General features: G+C 57.2%; 15 protein-coding genes and 1 pseudogene. 8 read left to right on the plus strand and 8 right to left on the minus strand.

What is annotated here, in order from left to right; translation table 11 throughout:
- Positions 1 to 55 precede the first annotated feature (55 nt).
- The 8 genes from GOB90_RS15695 (at position 56) to GOB90_RS15730 (ending at position 9,142) form a co-directional block, all read left to right on the plus strand.
- Positions 56 to 1,624 (plus strand): ABC transporter substrate-binding protein, encoded by a 1,569-nt coding sequence (locus GOB90_RS15695; protein ID WP_146891296.1) that lies wholly within the window; start codon positions 56 to 58, stop codon positions 1,622 to 1,624.
- Complete coding sequence (locus GOB90_RS15700) at positions 1,621 to 2,583, plus strand: ABC transporter permease (protein WP_242012096.1); 963 nt, start codon at positions 1,621 to 1,623, stop codon at positions 2,581 to 2,583. Before GOB90_RS15695 ends, GOB90_RS15700 begins: the two co-directional genes overlap by 4 nt.
- Positions 2,580 to 3,395: an ABC transporter permease gene (locus GOB90_RS15705; RefSeq protein WP_146891300.1), complete on the plus strand. Its 816-nt coding sequence runs from the start codon at positions 2,580 to 2,582 to the stop codon at positions 3,393 to 3,395. Before GOB90_RS15700 ends, GOB90_RS15705 begins: the two co-directional genes overlap by 4 nt.
- On the plus strand, positions 3,395 to 5,248 hold the full coding sequence (locus GOB90_RS15710) for an ABC transporter ATP-binding protein (protein ID WP_146891303.1): 1,854 nt from the start codon (positions 3,395 to 3,397) through the stop codon (positions 5,246 to 5,248). Before GOB90_RS15705 ends, GOB90_RS15710 begins: the two co-directional genes overlap by 1 nt.
- The gene (locus tag GOB90_RS15715; RefSeq protein WP_146891306.1) at positions 5,245 to 6,705 is read left to right on the plus strand and encodes an NAD-dependent succinate-semialdehyde dehydrogenase; all 1,461 of its coding nucleotides are present in this window, start codon (positions 5,245 to 5,247) and stop codon (positions 6,703 to 6,705) included. Before GOB90_RS15710 ends, GOB90_RS15715 begins: the two co-directional genes overlap by 4 nt.
- Positions 6,706 to 6,781: 76 nt before the next feature.
- The gene (locus GOB90_RS15720; RefSeq protein ID WP_146891309.1) at positions 6,782 to 7,279 is read left to right on the plus strand and encodes an Lrp/AsnC family transcriptional regulator; all 498 of its coding nucleotides are present in this window, start codon (positions 6,782 to 6,784) and stop codon (positions 7,277 to 7,279) included.
- The gene (locus GOB90_RS15725; protein ID WP_146891312.1) at positions 7,276 to 8,163 is read left to right on the plus strand and encodes a GNAT family N-acetyltransferase; all 888 of its coding nucleotides are present in this window, start codon (positions 7,276 to 7,278) and stop codon (positions 8,161 to 8,163) included. The genes GOB90_RS15720 and GOB90_RS15725 overlap by 4 nt, the downstream gene beginning before the upstream one ends.
- A 49-nt stretch (positions 8,164 to 8,212) precedes the next feature.
- Complete coding sequence (locus tag GOB90_RS15730; protein WP_146891315.1) at positions 8,213 to 9,142, plus strand: 2-hydroxyacid dehydrogenase; 930 nt, start codon at positions 8,213 to 8,215, stop codon at positions 9,140 to 9,142.
- A gap of 71 nt (positions 9,143 to 9,213) precedes the next feature.
- Here the strand turns inward: GOB90_RS15730 and GOB90_RS15735 are convergent, their stop codons facing one another.
- The 8 genes and pseudogenes from GOB90_RS15735 to GOB90_RS15770 all read right to left on the minus strand — a co-directional run.
- On the minus strand, positions 9,214 to 10,497 hold the full coding sequence (locus GOB90_RS15735; RefSeq protein WP_146891318.1) for an NAD(P)/FAD-dependent oxidoreductase: 1,284 nt from the start codon (positions 10,495 to 10,497) through the stop codon (positions 9,214 to 9,216).
- A 21-nt stretch (positions 10,498 to 10,518) separates the two neighbouring features.
- Complete coding sequence (locus GOB90_RS15740) at positions 10,519 to 11,847, minus strand: MFS transporter (protein WP_146891321.1); 1,329 nt, start codon at positions 11,845 to 11,847, stop codon at positions 10,519 to 10,521.
- A gap of 12 nt (positions 11,848 to 11,859) precedes the next feature.
- The gene (locus tag GOB90_RS15745; protein WP_146891324.1) at positions 11,860 to 12,570 is read right to left on the minus strand and encodes an HAD-IA family hydrolase; all 711 of its coding nucleotides are present in this window, start codon (positions 12,568 to 12,570) and stop codon (positions 11,860 to 11,862) included.
- Between the two features lie 24 nt (positions 12,571 to 12,594).
- Positions 12,595 to 15,126, minus strand: coding sequence for a TonB-dependent receptor (locus GOB90_RS15750; protein WP_242012097.1), 2,532 nt, complete (start codon positions 15,124 to 15,126; stop codon positions 12,595 to 12,597).
- 332 nt (positions 15,127 to 15,458) lie between these two features.
- Positions 15,459 to 16,142 (minus strand): cupin domain-containing protein, encoded by a 684-nt coding sequence (locus tag GOB90_RS19725; protein ID WP_146891328.1) that lies wholly within the window; start codon positions 16,140 to 16,142, stop codon positions 15,459 to 15,461.
- Positions 16,143 to 16,233: 91 nt separating this feature from the next.
- Positions 16,234 to 16,587, minus strand: a complete 354-nt coding sequence (locus tag GOB90_RS15760) for an Lrp/AsnC family transcriptional regulator (protein WP_146891331.1) — start codon at positions 16,585 to 16,587, stop codon at positions 16,234 to 16,236.
- Positions 16,588 to 16,649: 62 nt separating this feature from the next.
- Entirely contained in the window at positions 16,650 to 16,835 is a 186-nt protein-coding gene (locus GOB90_RS15765) for a hypothetical protein (RefSeq protein ID WP_146891334.1), read from the minus strand.
- A gap of 256 nt (positions 16,836 to 17,091) precedes the next feature.
- Positions 17,092 to 17,191: pseudogene (locus GOB90_RS15770) on the minus strand (IS5/IS1182 family transposase); the annotation flags it as partial.

Consider the following 17,191-nt stretch of genomic DNA (forward strand, 5'->3'; position numbering starts at 1 on the left):
TCTCCGGAATCCGGCCTTTCCTGGTCCTGTCATTTCCAATGATCGGAGTCCGCGCATGCTGAGCCGGCGAGACATGATGAAACAGGGAGCCCTGCTGGTGGCAGCCGGCGGTGCTGTACTGCGCTCATGTCCCGTCCGGGCAGCATCCCCGGTGCGCGGCGGCCATGTCAGGGTTGCCTCCACGACAGGCTCACTCAGCGACACACTCGATCCCGCCCGCCAGTCGATGGTCACGGATTATATCCGGGGCGCCATGTTTTACGATGGTCTCGTCATGCTCGACGAAACCCAGGTCCCGCGACCCGCTCTGGCCGAACGGATCGACAGCGACGATTTCCGCACATGGACGCTGCGCCTGCGTTCCGGTGTGCAGTTCCATGACGGCGCCACACTGACCTCGGCGGATGTTGTGTATTCGCTGCTCCGGCACCTTGATCCGCTGGTCGCCTCTCAGGTCCGTTTTCAGGCGGCGGCAATGCGTTCCGTCCGGGCCGACGGTCCGCTCACTGTAATCATTGAGCTTTACGAACCCAATATCTCGTTTCCCTCCGTCCTGGGGATGAGCAATTTCGCGATTATCCGCGATGGCACAAAAAACTTCGCCACCGCAAATGGAACCGGACCATTCCGCTGCGCAGCATTTCAGCCGGGAATCCGGTCTCTGGCTGTCCGCAGTCCTGATTTCTGGAAGACCGACGGCGCCTGGATGGACAGCATTGAAGTCATTTCAATCAGCGATGACATGGCCCGCCACAATGCGCTGCTCTCCGGCGATGTGGACATTATCACGGAAGTCAATCCGCGCCTGGTCGCGCTTCTGCGGCGGCGCGACATGGGCGTGATGGAAAGCCCGACCGGAACCTACACCGACTTTGCCATCCGGCAGGATATCGGTCCGGGGAAAAATGCCGATTTCATTCAGGCGATGAAGTGTCTTTTCAATCGCGACCAGATAGCGGATTCCGTCTGGCTCGGCTTCTGCCGGCTGGGAAACGATCAGCCGCTGCCCCCCGAAGACCGCTATTACAATCACGATCTTCCGCAGACGACATTCGATCCCGAACGTGCGAAATGGCTTCTGCGTAAAAGCGGTTTTCTGAATCAGACCCTTCCGCCGCTGATCTGCTCGCCAGCCGCAAACGCCTCCGTCGATATCGCCGTCCTGCTACAGAACGAAGCCTCCCGGATCGGCCTGCGCCTCGATGTCCGGCGGATGCCGGCCGATGGCTACTGGAGCCAGTCCTGGATGCATTTTCCGCTGGGTTTCGGAAACATCAACGCAAGCGTCTCCGCTGACATGACGTTCGCGGTCGCTTTTGCCTCCGCTGCCCCGTGGAATGAATCCCACTGGCGCAGCCCGCGCTTCGATCAGCTTCTGGTACTCAGCCGCCGGGAAGCTGATGAAGAAAAACGCAAGGCGATCTATCACGAAATGCAAACCCTGATTCACAATGAATCAGGACTCTGTATCCCGAATTTCATTACCAGCCTGGATGGCTACCATCGGAGGATCAGGGGTCTCCATCCGTATCAGGGCGGCCATCTGATGGGCAATAATTTCTCGCGCTTCATCTGGGTCGATGACGAAGCCGCCTCGCGCCAGTCCGAAAGCGCGCCGGCATGACCATGAACGCAGCCCTCATCCGAGCGATCCTCCGCATTATCGGCGCATCTCTGGTGTCACTTGTTTTCGTGACCATCGCCGTATTTTTCATTACAGCCGTACTGCCGGGGGATGTGGCGGACGCGCTGCTCGGCCAGGCGGCCACGCCCGACGCGGTCGCCGCTCTGCGTCATTCCCTCAATCTGGATAAGCCTGTCCTGGTCCGGTTCGTCATATGGGTGAATGGTCTCCTGCATGGCGATTTCGGCGTCTCGCTCATCAGCCGCCGACCGGTTCTGGCGATGGCAAGCGAACGGCTGATTCACTCCCTTCTGCTTGCGGGCGTAACGGCGCTCTTTGCTGTTCCGGTGGCGCTGGTACTGGGCACAGCCTCCGCGATCTTCCGCAACACCCTGTTCGACCGGGCTGTCTCTCTGCTGACGCTCTGCGTTGTTTCCGTTCCCGAATTCCTGGTCGCCACCCTGGCTGTTTTCATTTTTTCCGTCCAGCTACATCTGCTCCCGTCCCTGGCCAGCATCAGCGACATTCACTCCATCGGCAGCTTTCTGGCCTCGTTTTCCATGCCGGTGACGACACTGGCCTGCGTGATCGTCGGACAGATGTCGCGCATGACCCGCGCCGTGATGATCGACGCGCTCGGCTCCTCCTGGGTGGAAATGGCTGTCCTGAAAGGCGCATCGCCGGCGCATATTATCCTGCGCCATGTGATCCCCAATGTGATCGCACCGCTGTTCAACGTCATCGCGCTCAGCCTGTCCTATCTTCTGGGCGGGGTCGTGATCGTTGAGTCGGTGTTCCACTATCCGGGCATCGCCAGTCTGATGGTGGACTCGGTGGCGGCCCGCGACATCCCGCTGGTTCAGATCTGTGCGCTGATTTTCTGTGCGGCCTATCTCTTCCTCACCACCCTGGCTGACATCGTAGCGCTTCTGTCCTCACAGCGGAGGCATGCCGCATGACTGTAGCTTCTCTCACCAGGCGGTGGGCTGCAATCCCGCGTATTCCGGGCGCACTGATCCTGTTCTGGCTTCTGCTGGCGGTGATCGGCCCCCTGCTCGCACCCTTCGCCCCAGGAGAAGTGGTCAGCCGGACGGTGTTCGCCCCGATCTCGGCCCATCATATTCTGGGCACGGATTATCTGGGACGTGACGTGCTCACACGTCTCCTCTGCGGCACCAGCAGCACGGTTCTGCTCTGTGCCGCGGCGACCCTTCTGGCCTGTACCGGCGGTGTCTTTCTCGGTATGATCGCCGCGCTGAAACAGGGAGTGACCGACACGCTCCTGTCACGCTTCATGGACGGCGTGATCTCCATTCCCTCGCTTCTCAGCGCACTTGTCGCCGTGGCGGCGTTCGGCTCGTCCGTTCCGGTGCTTGTGCTGGCGATGTCACTTATTTACATGCCCGGCTCGTATCGCACGAGCCGGATGCTGGCGCTCTCCGTCGCGCGCCGCGACTTTGTTCTCGCCGCACGGATGCGCGGGGAGAAAGCAGGCTATATCGTTCTGCGCGAGATCCTGCCCAACATGACCGGACCGGTCATGGCCGATGTCGGACTGAGGTTTATCTATTCCGTCCGTCTGCTGAGCAATCTGAGCTTTCTGGGTGTCGGGCTCCAGCCGCCTATGACCGATCTTGGCTCACTGACACGCGAAAATCTGCTGGGCCTCGTTTATGGCGCGCCCGCCGTCATTGCACCCGCGCTGACCATTGCCGTGCTCACGGTCGGACTGAATCTCGCGCTTGACAGCAACAGAAGAGAGCCGGGCTGATGAGGGCGCAAAGCGGCATCATACAGCCCCCTTCACTGATTTCCGTAAAGAACCTCCGGCTGACCGGGCGTCGGGGTCGTGGTCCTGAAACACCGATTGTCGAGAATGTGAGCTTCGATGTCGCGGAAAAGGAAATGCTGGCGCTGATCGGAGAGTCAGGCTCGGGCAAGACCAGCATTGCGCTTGCCCTGACAGGGTATGCCCGACGGGGCTGCCGCATTGCTGGCGGACACATTCATGTGGCCGGCTATGATGTCACGGCCATGCCGCCTGCTGAACTGCGGGCCTTCCGTGGCAAAACAATTGCTTATATTGCGCAGAATGCCGGCGCGGCCTTCAATCCGGCGTTGCCCCTGATGGATCAGGTGATCGAACCGGCGCTGCTTCACCACACCATGCCGCGCCGGATGGCCATCGAACGGGCGATCTCACTGTTTGAACTGATGGCCCTCCCGTCGCCCGGTACAATCGGGTCACGCTACCCGCATGAACTTTCCGGCGGGCAGATCCAGCGCCTCATGGCGGCGACGGCCCTGATCACCGGCCCGGAGGTGGTGATTTTCGATGAGCCGACCACCGCGCTCGACGTGACGACCCAGATCGAGGTGCTGGAAGCCTTTCGCACAGTCAGGCGCGAGGAAGGGTTTACCGGCGTGTATGTCACGCATGACCTGGCAGTGGTGGCGCAAATGGCCGACCGGGCGGTCGTTCTGAAAAACGGTGTCGTGCAGGAAGAAGGAACGACGGAGCAGATCCTGAGTGCGCCACGTCATTCCTACACGCAGGCCCTGCTCGCCGCCAATACACCGCGGATCAGAAACAACGTCACCGAAACGAAGGACACCGGAAAAGATGTTCCTGCCCTGGATGTCCGCGATCTCGTCGTCGGCTATGGTGGAACCGGCCGGGACGGGCGCCCTCGTCATACCATTCTCAGCGATGTGAGCCTGCCGGTCCTGCCGGGCGAGACCATGGGCATCATCGGAGAGTCCGGCTGCGGCAAAAGCACGCTGATCCGCGCGATCGCCGGCATCCAGCCCTGGACGAACGGCGGGATCACGTTCGAAGGCGAGCCCCTCGCGCCACGAATCGAAGCAAGGAGCGCGGCTCAGCGCCGTCATCTCCAGCTCGTCGCACAGAACGCGGACCTCGTTCTCAACCCCGCGATGTCTGTCGGCGATACCCTTCGCCGGGTTCTCACCTTCAATGGCGATGCCGCCACGGATGTGGAAATCGGTCATCTTCTCGACATGGTGCGGCTTCCGGTCGCACTTGCAGACCGTTTTCCCCCGGAGCTTTCCGGCGGACAGAAACAGCGCGTCAATCTGGCACGCGCGCTTGCGGCACGTCCGAGACTGGTGTTGTGCGATGAGATCACCGCCGCGCTCGACACAGTGGTTGCAGCGGCTATCCTTGATCTGATGATGGAGCTGAAACGCGAGCTGGGCATCGCCTGGCTGTTCGTGACACACGACCTGCACGCGCTTCGCTCCGTCTGCGATCGTGTCGCCGTGCTGTATGCCGGACATCGTGTGGAGTTCACCCCGGTTGCCGCACTGGAGACCCCGCCGCATCATCCCTATACCCGTCGCCTGGAAAACTCCGTTCCGGAAATGCGCGCGGACTGGCTGAGCGACGTGATCGGTCAGCGTGATCAGGCGTGCGACATGGCGCCCGCCATGCCATCTTCCCGAGGGAACGGCTGCTGCTACGTTTCGCGCTGCCCGGTCAGAGAGGCAGTCTGCGAGATCTCGGTGCCTCCTGTCCGGCGCAGTCCTGACGGCGCTCTGATCAGTTGTCATCTCACAATACAGGATCTGTCCCGATCCACTGCTCCTGGAGACCAATCATGACTCTTAAACTGAACGATCCTTCCCTTTTCCGTCAGGCGGCTTTTATCGCCGGGCAGTGGCGCGAGGCCTCCGGCGATCAGCGGATCGACGTTGACAACCCCGCCGACGGCAGCCTTGTCGGCCATGTCCCGGCCTGCACGGAGCAGGACACGAAGGATGCCATTGAAGCGGCACGGATCGCCCAGGCGGCATGGCAGCGCAGGACGGGAACGGAGCGCGGCGTCGTGCTGGCTGAATGGCATCGGCTTATTCTGGACAACGTCGAGGATCTGGCCCGGATCATGACGGCTGAGCAGGGGAAGGTTCTGGCCGAAGCCCGGGGCGAGGTGCGGTATGCCGCCTCTTTCTTCAAATGGTACGCGGAGGAAGCAACGCGCTCGGAAGGTCAGCTTCTGACAACGTCTGATCCGCACCGCCGCGTTCTGGTTCTGAAACAGCCTGTTGGCGTGACGGCGGCGATTACGCCGTGGAATTTCCCGCTGGCAATGATTACCCGCAAATGCGGACCTGCCATTGCAGCCGGGTGCAGCATGGTCATCAAGCCTTCGGAACTGACGCCATATTCCGCTCTGGCGCTGGCCGCGCTGGGCGAACGCGCCGGCATTCCGGCCGGCCTGCTCAGTGTCGTCACCGGCTGGCCGGCGGATGTGGGCAAAGTCCTGACTGAAAGTCCGGTCGTTCGCAAACTGACTTTCACCGGCTCCACCGGCGTCGGAAAAATCCTGATCCGGCAGTGTGCCGATACCGTCAAGAAACTCAGCCTGGAACTGGGCGGCAATGCGCCGTTCCTAGTGTTTGACGACGCGCGCGTGAAACTCGCCGCCGACGGCATCATGCAGAGCAAATTTCGCAATGCCGGCCAGACCTGTGTATGCGCCAACCGTGTCCTGATCCAGGATGGCATCTGGGACCGGCTTGTGCCAGAACTGGCCACACGCGTTGAGAGCCTGCGTGTTGGCCATGGAACCGATCCGGACAGCACGGTTGGCCCGCTGATCAACGATGCCGCGGTGCGGAAGGTGCGGGAGCATGTCGAGGACGCGCTGGCGAAAGGCGCGCGGTATGTCGGAGCGCCGCTGCGCATCGAAGGCCGCTTCGTCTGGCCGGTTGTGCTGGAAGGAATCACAACCGATATGCGGGTGGTCCATGAGGAAACATTTGGCCCTGTTCTGCCGCTCCTTCGCTTCAAAACGGAGGAAGAGGCCGTCAGTATTGCCAACAACACGCCGTTTGGCCTTGCCAGTTATTTCTTCACCGATGATATCAGCCGGATCTGGCGTGTCGGTGAGGCGCTGGAATTCGGCATGATCGGGCAGAACACAGGCTCGATTTCGATGGAGAGCGTTCCTTTCGGCGGCGTGAAGGAGTCCGGTCTGGGCCGGGAGGGCGGCCATGTGGGCATGGAGGAATTCCTGGAAATGAAAAGTCTGCATCTGGGTGGCCTTGACGTTTCCTGATCAGAACGTGCCGATTGTTCCTGGCTCAGCCTCGCGGGGAGGCTGAGCACCACCCGTTCCGGAGACAGATTTTTTCATGCAGCCCGTCCCCAAGCTGGACAGGATCGATCTGAAGATTCTCACCCAGTTGCAACGTAACGGCCGTCTGACCAATGTCGATCTGGCCAGCCGCGTTGGCCTTTCGGCCAGTCCGTGCCTGATCCGCGTCAAGCGGCTGGAGGCAGCCGGGTATATCACCGGATACGGCGCGCAGATCGATGTCAGAAAAATCACTTCTGTTCTCACGGTTTTTACCGAGATCACCCTCTCCGATCATCGCCGCGACGATTTTTCGCGGTTCGAGGCACAGGTCCGCAAACTCGACACGGTCGTCGAGTGTCACCTTATCAGCGGCGGCTACGATTATCTGGTGAAATTCATTACCAGGGATGTCGAGCATTATCAGACCATCATGGAAAACCTTCTCGACCTGAACATCGGCATCGAGAAATACTTCAGCTATATCGTTATCAAATCCCCGATTGTGAAACAGTCTTTTCTGATCGGAGATATTCTCCCGGAGAATGGGACTTGACCCGGACCTTTACTTACAGCGACCAGCAGGACACACAGATCGCGTTCAGGCCCATGCACCCGGACGACCTGCCGCAGGCGGTCCGGTTATCAAAGGATCTGGCCTGGCCTCACCGGCAGGAAGACTGGACACAGATGCTGGGCCTGGGTCACGGCATTGTCGCCACGACGCAGGACAATGCCGTGATCGGAACAATCCTCTGGTGGACATGGGGCAGCCAGGCCGCGTCTCTGGGGATGATCATCGTCAGCCCCGCATGGCAGGGACATGGCATCGGCAAACAGCTTATGGCGCGCGCCCGTCAGGCACTGCCCGGCTACACGCTTCATCTCAACGCCACGTCGGCCGGCGTGCCACTGTATGAGAAGTCCGGCTTCCGTTACCTGGGAGTCGTGGAACAGCATCAGGGCAATGTGGCTTCCGTTCCGCTGATTCCTCTGCCGGAAGGATGCCGCATACGCCCCGCCGGAGCGGCTGATCTGGATGCTCTCTGCGCCATGGATGCCGCCGCGAAGAAAATGAACAGGCAGCACCTCATCAGGGCTCTTCTTTCCGAAGGCCGGGGTATTATTGTCGATTCAGAGACTGGGATTCTGGGATTTTCGTTCTGCCGTAAATTTGGCTGGGGACAGGCTGCCGGGCCGGTCGTCGCCACGTCTGAAAATTCCGCCCTTGCGATGCTCGCATACTGGGCGGGGATCTGCACCGGTCAGTTCCTGCGGGTGGACATGCCTCAGAATGATGTCATCGCAACAGCTCTTGATGAATGGGGGCTTCTGCGCGTCGGAACGGTCATTTCGATGACAACCGATCCGGGCGATGCTCTGTCCCCCGCTCCGGGCGATGCGACCTGCTTTGCTTTATGCGGTCAGGCGTACGGATAATCCCACGCCGAAACACTGTTTCTCCCATCCCTCACGTGGACTTAAAAAAATGTCATTCCTGCTGAAATCGACCAAAGAACGGGCGGATGTCTGGGGAAAGCTCTTCAGGAGGGAACTTCCCGATCTGCCTTTTCATGTCTGGCCCGAAACCGGAAATCCCGAGGATGTACAATTCCTTGTAACATGGGAGCCACCACCGGACCTGCTAACATCATTTCCCAATCTCGAAGTGATTTTCTCCGTCGGGGCAGGTGTCGATCAATTCGACATGACCGGGATTCCCGATCATGTGATGATCATTCGGATGATCGAACCCGGTCTGACCGAAGGAATGGTGGAATACGTCAACTGGGCGGTTCTTACCCTCCACCGTGACATTCTGACCTATATCAGACAACAGCGGCAGCATGAATGGAAACCCGTTCACAACAAAATCGCTTCCGACAGGCGGGTCGGCATCATGGGCATGGGAACACTTGGTTCACCAGTCGCCAGTGCACTCACCAAAGCCGGTTTTCGCTGTAGCGGATGGAGCCGCTCCCGCCATGAAGTCGAGGGCGTCACCTCCTATGCCGGACCGGATGAGCTGGATGCATTTCTGGCCGTTTCTGAAATCCTCATCTGTCTTCTGCCACTGACAGATGCGACACGCGGCATCCTTAATGCCGGTCTGCTTTCCCGCCTGCCGAAGGGGGCACAGATCATCAATGCGGCACGCGGAGCACATCTTATCGTGCCAGATCTGATCGCCGCACTGGACAGCGGACAACTCAGCGCCGCAATTCTGGATGTAACCAGCCCCGAGCCGCTGCCTGCCGACAGCCCGCTATGGGATGATGCACGTGTTCTGATTACGCCTCATGTCGCCAGCATCAGTCAGACGGAAACCGCCGGGCGCGTGCTGCTCGATACGGTTCGTCGCTATCTTGCGGGTGAACGCCACTTCCCTTCCATGGTCGATCGTTCAAAAGGTTACTGACCCGGTCAGAGGTTTTCTGGGCAGAAGATATTTTCCCGGCTCGTTTACGCTCCGGATGTTCCGGTCAGGCATTATTCCTTCATTTCCTGCACAAAATCCTTAGCCCGGTAAAAGGCTCCGACAAGCGGCAGGAAATGAGATGCCAGACCATAGCAGGGAATTTTCTGCCAGGCTCTCCCAGCCAGCGGATTGGTATCCGGCATCCCGGCCATCGCCTCCGCCATGCGCTGCCCCATATAGACCGACATCTGCGTCCCGTGGCCGCTATAGCCCATGGTGTAGAACACACCATTCCACTGGCCCGCATGTGGCAGACGATCGACGGTCATATCGACATCCCCACCCCAGCAATAGTCTATTTTCACGTCAGGTAGTTCCGGAAGTGTGCGTCGCATCGCGGCAAGAAGCATGTTCCCACTGGTGATGTCCGTTGTGGTGCGGGAACGGGAGAAACTCGCCCGCCCGCCAAAAATAAGCCGGTGGTCGGCCGTCGCACGGAAATAGTTATGAATATTCTGCATTGTGACGACATTTCGTCCGCCCGGCATGATTCGGCGCATGGCCGCCTCATCCATAGGTTCGGTCGCAACAATGAAGCTTCCGACCGGCATGATCCGCTGCCTGAACCAGGCGGGCGCATTCCGGCTGATCCCTGTCGCCATCAGCACTGATTTTGCGAGAATCTTCCCCTGCGGTGTCGTCATTTCAAAAGAATTACCGGTCCGCTTCATCCCGGTCATTGGTGTATTTTCAAAAATCAGACCGCCCGCATGCAGTACGGCGTTCGCCAGCCCTATTCCGAAACGTCCCATATGCATCCGGGCACTCTTCGGATAGAGAAGGCCGCTGCTGAACAGATCTGATCCAAGTTCTTCGCGGACCTGCGTCTCATCCAGAAGACAAGCTTCAGGGTCCGCCGCCACTGTCAGACGCGCATAGTCTGTCTGAAGCGCAGCCTCATGCGCCTGCCTGTTACCGACTTTCAGCTTGCCACATCTCGTAAAATCACAGTCGATGCCATTCTCGCGCGTGATGGTCTCAACGGTATCGACCGCGCTGTTGAGCACCTTATACAGCCGCGTCGCCGTGTCCTCACCCAGCTTCGCGCAGGCATCTGTAAAGCTGCCGGCAAGGCCGTTATTCACATGGCCGCCATTCCGGCCGGACGCTTCGCCGATAACCCGGTCACGCTCCAGAACCACAACGGATGCCCCGAGCTGTCTGAGACGGAGAGCGGCTGAGAGACCGCTGAATCCTCCTCCCACGATGACCGCGTCCGCCTGTCCCGGCAGAGCCGCCTGCGGCGTGCCGGTGAAGCGTGGCACGGTATCGAGCCAGTAGGAAGTGAGTTTCATAAAACGGCTCCATAAACCCTGTCAGGAGAGTGTGATGCGGCTGGCGTCAGAAAGACTGAGCCCGGATGTTTCAGGTGCCCAGCGCCATGAGATAAAGGCTCCCGCTGCAAGGATTGTGCAAGCCGCAAAAATCGTTGTCCGCACACCATAATGCGACACACCGAGCGGAAGAAGGAATGTGCCCAGCGCGCCCCCCAACCGACTGGCCGATGACGCAAATCCTACGGCTGTGCCACGAATCTCAGTCGGAAACAGTTCGTTGGGATAGACAAACTGTAAACCACTTCCTGCCGCCTCGACCGCGGAATAGATAATGAATGCAGCGACAACCAGCCAGCCGGCCTGCCCCGGCCAAACGGCAATGAACAGAAGCGATAAAGCGCCCAGAATAAACGACCAGATCAGCAATGTGCGACGTCCCATGACGTTAATCAGACCGAACGAGATCGGAAGAATACCCAGAAATGTAAAAGACGTCACCACGCAAGCGGCCAGAAGCGGATTGCGCATATGCATCTGCTCCAGAATCTGCGCCTGAAGCGTATGAATGGAAAACGCGGGCGCACTCTGGAGAATCCAGAAAGCGCAGATGAAAAGTAGTGTGCCCCGATATCGCCGCGAGAGAAGCATGGACAGGGCACCGCCAGCCCCTCCACGCCTGCAGTCTGTGCTCACGCCCTCAAAAGAGATGTCTGCACGCAGAAGCGTCTTTACGATGTGCCGGGCTTCCGCGATCCGTCCGGAACCGGCCAGCCACAGAGGCGATTCCGGCATGCCGGCACGACAGAACAGAAGCAGGACAGACGGGACAAAACCCGAGCCAAGAACCAGATGCCAGTTTCCGGGATACCATGAGATCAGAACATAACCGATCATAAAACTGACGACGTAGCCAAGCCACCAGAAGGTAATCAGACCGGCCAGAGCGGGGCCCCGCCAGCGGCGAGGCATGAACTCCGTTACATAGGCAGTTGCGATGGGATAATCAGCGCCAATGGCGACACCGATCAGAAACCGCCACATGAGCAGGGACAGGAAGCTGCCACCGAAAAACTGAGCCGCAGAGAAAATCGCGAACATAACAATATTGACGGTATAAAGGAGTTTACGCCCGAAGCGGTCGGAAATAATGCCGCCCGACAGACCGCCGACGAACACACCCAGAAGCGACGAGGCTCCGATAAGCCCCGTCATATCCGCGCTCAGATGAAAATCAGCGACCAGGGCCGGCAGCACAATACCGATCAGACCAAGAATATAACCGTCACAAAACGGACCACCTCCCGCAATCAGCGCCAGACGAAGATGGAAAGCGGATGGAGGTATTTCATCGGGCGTCCGGACTTCCATCCTTCGTCCTCCTCAGGATTGCTGCATCAGCAACGCATCCTGGTCGGCAAGATCAGCCAGTTCCTTCAATGTTGAGAAATGATAATCGGGCGTGGTGAGATTTTCGACGGCTATTGTTCCGCCAAAACCACCCGATCCTTTACGCCGTTCGATCCAGCAGACAGTGTATCCAAGTTTTTTTGCGACACCAATATCATGATACTGGCTTTGCGCGACGTGCAGGATATTATCTTTCAGAATACTGTCGCGGCTCAGCCGTCCACGTGCAAACCCGAAGAACGCAGGGTCCGGTTTTTCGCACAGCGTATCATCCACAGTAATCGAATCATAAAATGGCATGCCAAGCGTCTTCTCCATACCGAAGAACGCCCAGCGCTGAGTATTGGTCATGGCCACCAGACTGAAATGCTGACCAAGACGCTCCAGAGCCTCGACCGAGTCCGGAAAAGCCGGCCAGTCTTTTGCTGCAAGAACAAAGGCATTCGCATGCGCTTCGTCTTCCGGCAATCCGAACCGGGCGGCCAGCGCCTGATAAATCGGTTTCAGATCTTCCGGAAACGGCAACGTTACGCTCCGCGCGCGCATCCCGCGATAGGCCGTGAGAAAGGCTTCACGGTCGATTTCCTTGCCAGACAGCGTTTGCAGGGCGCGGATCATTCCCGTTTCGAAGTCGATCAGAGTACCGACTACGTCAAAGGTAAGAGCTTTTGGAAATCTGGTCATAACAAGTCTCCTGTTCGGATATTTTCAGAAACCCGTCGAAAAAGAGAGCACCCCGGCAAATCCGCCTCCTACATAATACTGCGGGGCCGACGCGGCCACCGTGTGGCCTGCGACGATCATGCTGCGGGCATTGGTTTTGATGCTGCTTGTGCCCGACAGATAGCCATTATTCCCGATATTCAGAAGATTGAGCTGAATCTGGGGATGTTTGGCAAAGCCGAAATTTCTGAAGCGATAGCCCATATTGACGTTGAACGTCTCATAACCTTTGATCGACTCATCGTTCATGAAGGTGGAATACTGCTTGCCGACATAGTTCATATTGAAGCCACCGAACACCGATCCGTCATCATAGTTCAGTCCGACCGCGGCTGTGAATTTAGGTGTATTGACGGCTGTCTTTCCTTTTGTCGGCAGGTTGACCGCCGTCCCGTCCGTCGCCACGGTCGGAAGGTTGCTGTCGATTGTGGCATGTTCATATTGTCCGGAGAAATAAGGGCTGAAGTGATGCCAGCGCTTCAGTCCGACTTCGATTTGCGCACCGCGCATGGTCTGACCGCCCGCATCGATCGACTCCGTGATCGGAAGACCGTTCTGATAGGTGGTTGTACTGAGCTGACGATGTGTGAAGTTATAATTGAACAGAGCCACGTTCACATTGGCAAAACCGCTGTGACGAAAACCGATTTCCTCACCGATCGCGAATTCAGGACTGATGTCGGATGCGTGTTTCGATGACAGCTCTCCTGTCGAGACGCTGTAACGATCGGCATAAGTCATGATGGAAGCCGGCATACGGAAAGAAGCCGTGCCATTGATATAGATCTGATCATGTGGCGTGATTTTGTAACTTGCCATGAACTGCGGCAAGGGTTCCGCCGCGCTCTGGCCAGTCGCATATGTCACACCCGGCACAAGGTTCGTCTGAGACCGTGTAACCATCACTTCCTTGAACCCGGCCGTGATCGTCAGCTTATCGTTCAGCGCCTTATAGGTATCATTGATGAAAAGTGCATTGGTCTGCTGGATAAGATGAATGTCATATGTCCGTAGAACGCTGCCGTTTGCCGTCAGGATCGGATCATTGCCCCACATGCTAGGCACGCCGCCATCTGCATTGACCGCCTGATAGCTCTGCGGCTCCGTCTGATCGAAATATGAATACCAGGCTCCTCCTGTCAGCGTATTATGGCCCTTTGTCCAGGAGAGCACGGCATTTATGCCGGAATAAGCCAGCGTATAGGTGTCAATGGAAGCCGCTACGATAGTGCTGTTTGTTCCGCCCACCTGAAGCGGACCAGCCAGGTCTGGACCAAGGTAGCTGCCATCCCGGCTCAATGTTGAACCGCCATTGTCGTAACCCCAGGAGTAGGTAAAATAGGGCGTAATATCCAGAGAAAGTCCGTGGTCAAATTTCAGATTGACCGGAGCACCCAGAATAAATTTCTTCATCCTGTTTTCTTCATATTTGTAGTAATTCGCAGGCGTGCTTCCAAGCGGTGTATCATTATAGTTGAAATTGACGCCATACTCATTCCACTGAGCTTTCGTCGGCGCTCTGAGATAATACTGCTTTGCGTCGTTATAGCTCATCACGAAAGACGCCCGGTTTCCGCCTTCCCATTCTTTCAGGAGCTTCATATCAATATGATAGCGCCGTGTTCCGCCAATCCCACGCCATTCATCCGCCTGCCGGTGAGAGAAGGAAATAGACCCACGGATACCGCTGTTTCCCAGCTCTCCCGTATCAACCCGGATAAAATGCCTTCGCAAACTGAACGAACCATATGTGGCATCAATCAGGCCGCCAAAATGATGCTCCGGGTCCCGCATCGTCTCTGAAAGCTCACCTCCGACAGCATTATAAAGCGGGGAACGGGTATCCGGAGATCCTTGGGTCAGTGTCAGTGACTGGATGTTTTCATTATCGGCCGCAGCCGAGGTGTAGGGCAGAAGATAAACCGGAGCTGCTGCCGGAATCCCTTCGAACAGATAGCCGATTTCCTGCTGGTTCAGCCCGCGAACCGTCAGTCCCTGCTGATCATCGTTCGTTCCGAGCGGATCATTCCCGGCATAGACAACACCTGGAAGACTTGCCACGAGCGCAGCCGCATTGCTTGTCGGACTTTGTTTTGCGATGTAATCGCGGGTCAGGCCGCTTCGTGATTTTGCGATCGTCTGAGGCGGCATCATGCCACCGCCGGGAGTCGTGTTCGTCACGCCATTCGGCAGAGAAGCATGCCCTGTCACTTTCACGGTTTCTTCGCCAGAGGCCGTAAAGTTCTGCGGCAATTTTTTCTTTGGGGCAGATTGTCCCTCCATGGCAGATTTCCGGGCAGGCACCACTGATGAAGCGCCTCCATTCACCGGCGGATACTGCTTTGTTGCCGCTTCGGCCTTGTCCGGAACGCCGCCGGACAGCCCATATATCCCGGCTCCCAATGAAACGGAAAGCAGCAGATGCAGAGGACGCGATACTCTGCCGGAAACGATATCCGACGGAAACGACGCTGATACGGAGCGCCACGCCACGAAAACATTGCGAGTGGTAGCCATGCTCTGTTCCTCCGGAACGGTCCTGAACACTGAAAAGTGTAGACGACGTCTTTCTGAGGAGGATTGTGAGCGTAATGTGACAGAGGAAAACTCTGATTTCATTTCGGATTCAGAATTTTATGTCGTTTTTATATCGAAATAGAAATGGTTGTGGCCTGAATGGGCTCCGGGAGACCGCGATCCGGAGCAGGAAAGAGGCTATTGCAGATAACCTTTCGCAATTTGACGGCTTTCCTGTCCGGATTCGAAATGAGATTCGATATGTGACCCGAAAACCCTGCGATAATTCCGGTTGACCCGTGGATCACAACACGAGGTGAAACAGACCATCCTCAGGCCGGACGGAAAATCACGAACATCTTTTTGACATGGCACTCACTGTCCCATGCCCATACCGCACCCCGGCCAATCAGAAAAGCATCACCGGCATTAAACGTCTGACGCTCGCCTTCTTCACTGACAAAGGTCACATTCCCTTCGCACAGATGCATAAATTCATAATGCACATAAGGAACAGGACGCCGGTAATATGGCGTGGACGCCCATATTCCACCATAGAACTGCCCGTCAGCCGACCGCCATACGACGCTGCTTTCACAGTCTGGTGTCGGCCCGGTCAGCAAGGCAACCGGTGGCGGTGAAGACGGCGAGAGCGGGACATCCGTGTCAATTCCGACAATGACCGGAACAGCACTTTCCGGACCCTGAACCTGTATTCTGATCAGCTTTGTGCCAGCGGATGCCTTCCAGTCGAATGCCATCCCGGCTGTAATCATCACCCCCTCGTTCACCCCTGTCCCTATTCCGTTCAGCGAGACATGTCCTTCGAGAACAAAGAGAAACGTATCGGCTGGCAAACGTGTGACAGGCCCGCTTCCGGAAAGAGCCATCACATCAATGGCGATACGGTCATCGAGAAACGGCAGAACATGCCGGGATGTCAGAAAATCTTCGGAAAGATCTAAAAAATTTTCTGCAAAATCCCTGAGATTTATAATGCTTCTGATATCTGTCACAGCTACAATATCCTTTTCTCCGAGAGCAGGCGGTGCCAAGACCGGTCTGCTCCGACCAACATGTTCCGGGCACAAAATAATACGACAGATTTCACATTGTAATTATGTCTTTTTCACCTTGCGAACCGCACCCAGACACTTGACGCTTGTCGGGATTCAGCATTTTCTGCGGTGCAGCCATGGTCGGAACACGCTGTCTCTGTGCGACCTGACACAGCGCGAAGTGGCTTTGAATCCTAGCCACACCAGACAACCGTGACAACGCCTCTTTATGGGTCCGCTCAAAATCGGCAATGTCCTTTGCTTCGATTCTGAGCAGGTAATCCGCGCTGCCGGTCATCAGATAGCATCCGCGAATATTCGGACACTTCCCGATTTGCGCTTCAAATCTGCTGAGCATCTCTTCAGTCAGACTCTCCGGTGTGATCTGAACGATGACTGTCATTATATAAACTCATATAAAATACGAGATAACGTCAGGATATTTCATTTCGATATCATATAAGATCAACGCAGGACAAACCGCAGACGGATTAGCCCGACCATGAATGCTCTCACATCTGGTCCGGCATGACCCGCCACCAGATAGGGTGGAGTCCTGACGATCAGTCTCGACGCCATCACATCGAACCGCCGGACGATCCGGAAAATGTGCGGCGACGCGCCATGCGCCGCCGTAATCAAGCCGGACACATATTGGTCTTGGCGCATCACAGGTCGCGCCAGCGCTGGAACGGGGCGCATGTGGATGAAGGGATCGATGTTTCCCAGCTCATGTCGCATCTCGCATATGCCGACGTGCCTCTGAACGAGGCGAACATCATGCAGCGCAGGAAGAATGCACGAGGCGTCGGCGTTAACGCCGGACACACATGTCAGCCTTGCAGCCTCTTCCGGTATTTTCTCAGTCCTGACTATTATTTTTCTCTGACCAGACCAGGCTCAGGACTCATTTTTTGAGATAGAAGATGAAGCTTGCGGCGATATGGATTGCGGCCATGAAGGTGTGAGCGCATCTGTCATATCGGGTTGCGACCCGTCGCCAGTCT

The sequence above is a fragment of the Acetobacter oeni genome (assembly GCF_011516825.1).
GTDB classification, from domain to species: Bacteria; Pseudomonadota; Alphaproteobacteria; order Acetobacterales; family Acetobacteraceae; genus Acetobacter; species Acetobacter oeni.

Coding starts and splice junctions, on each gene's coding strand:
- GOB90_RS15695 (WP_146891296.1), top strand. CDS start 56: ATGCTGAGCCGGCGAGACATGATGAAACAGGGAGCCCTGCTGGTGGCA.
- GOB90_RS15700 (WP_242012096.1), top strand. CDS start 1,621: ATGACCATGAACGCAGCCCTCATCCGAGCGATCCTCCGCATTATCGGC.
- GOB90_RS15705 (WP_146891300.1), top strand. CDS start 2,580: ATGACTGTAGCTTCTCTCACCAGGCGGTGGGCTGCAATCCCGCGTATT.
- GOB90_RS15710 (WP_146891303.1), top strand. CDS start 3,395: ATGAGGGCGCAAAGCGGCATCATACAGCCCCCTTCACTGATTTCCGTA.
- GOB90_RS15715 (WP_146891306.1), top strand. CDS start 5,245: ATGACTCTTAAACTGAACGATCCTTCCCTTTTCCGTCAGGCGGCTTTT.
- GOB90_RS15720 (WP_146891309.1), top strand. CDS start 6,782: ATGCAGCCCGTCCCCAAGCTGGACAGGATCGATCTGAAGATTCTCACC.
- GOB90_RS15730 (WP_146891315.1), top strand. CDS start 8,213: ATGTCATTCCTGCTGAAATCGACCAAAGAACGGGCGGATGTCTGGGGA.
- GOB90_RS15735 (WP_146891318.1), bottom strand. CDS start 10,497: ATGAAACTCACTTCCTACTGGCTCGATACCGTGCCACGCTTCACCGGC.
- GOB90_RS15740 (WP_146891321.1), bottom strand. CDS start 11,847: ATGGAAGTCCGGACGCCCGATGAAATACCTCCATCCGCTTTCCATCTT.
- GOB90_RS15745 (WP_146891324.1), bottom strand. CDS start 12,570: ATGACCAGATTTCCAAAAGCTCTTACCTTTGACGTAGTCGGTACTCTG.
- GOB90_RS15750 (WP_242012097.1), bottom strand. CDS start 15,126: ATGGCTACCACTCGCAATGTTTTCGTGGCGTGGCGCTCCGTATCAGCG.
- GOB90_RS15760 (WP_146891331.1), bottom strand. CDS start 16,587: ATGACAGTCATCGTTCAGATCACACCGGAGAGTCTGACTGAAGAGATG.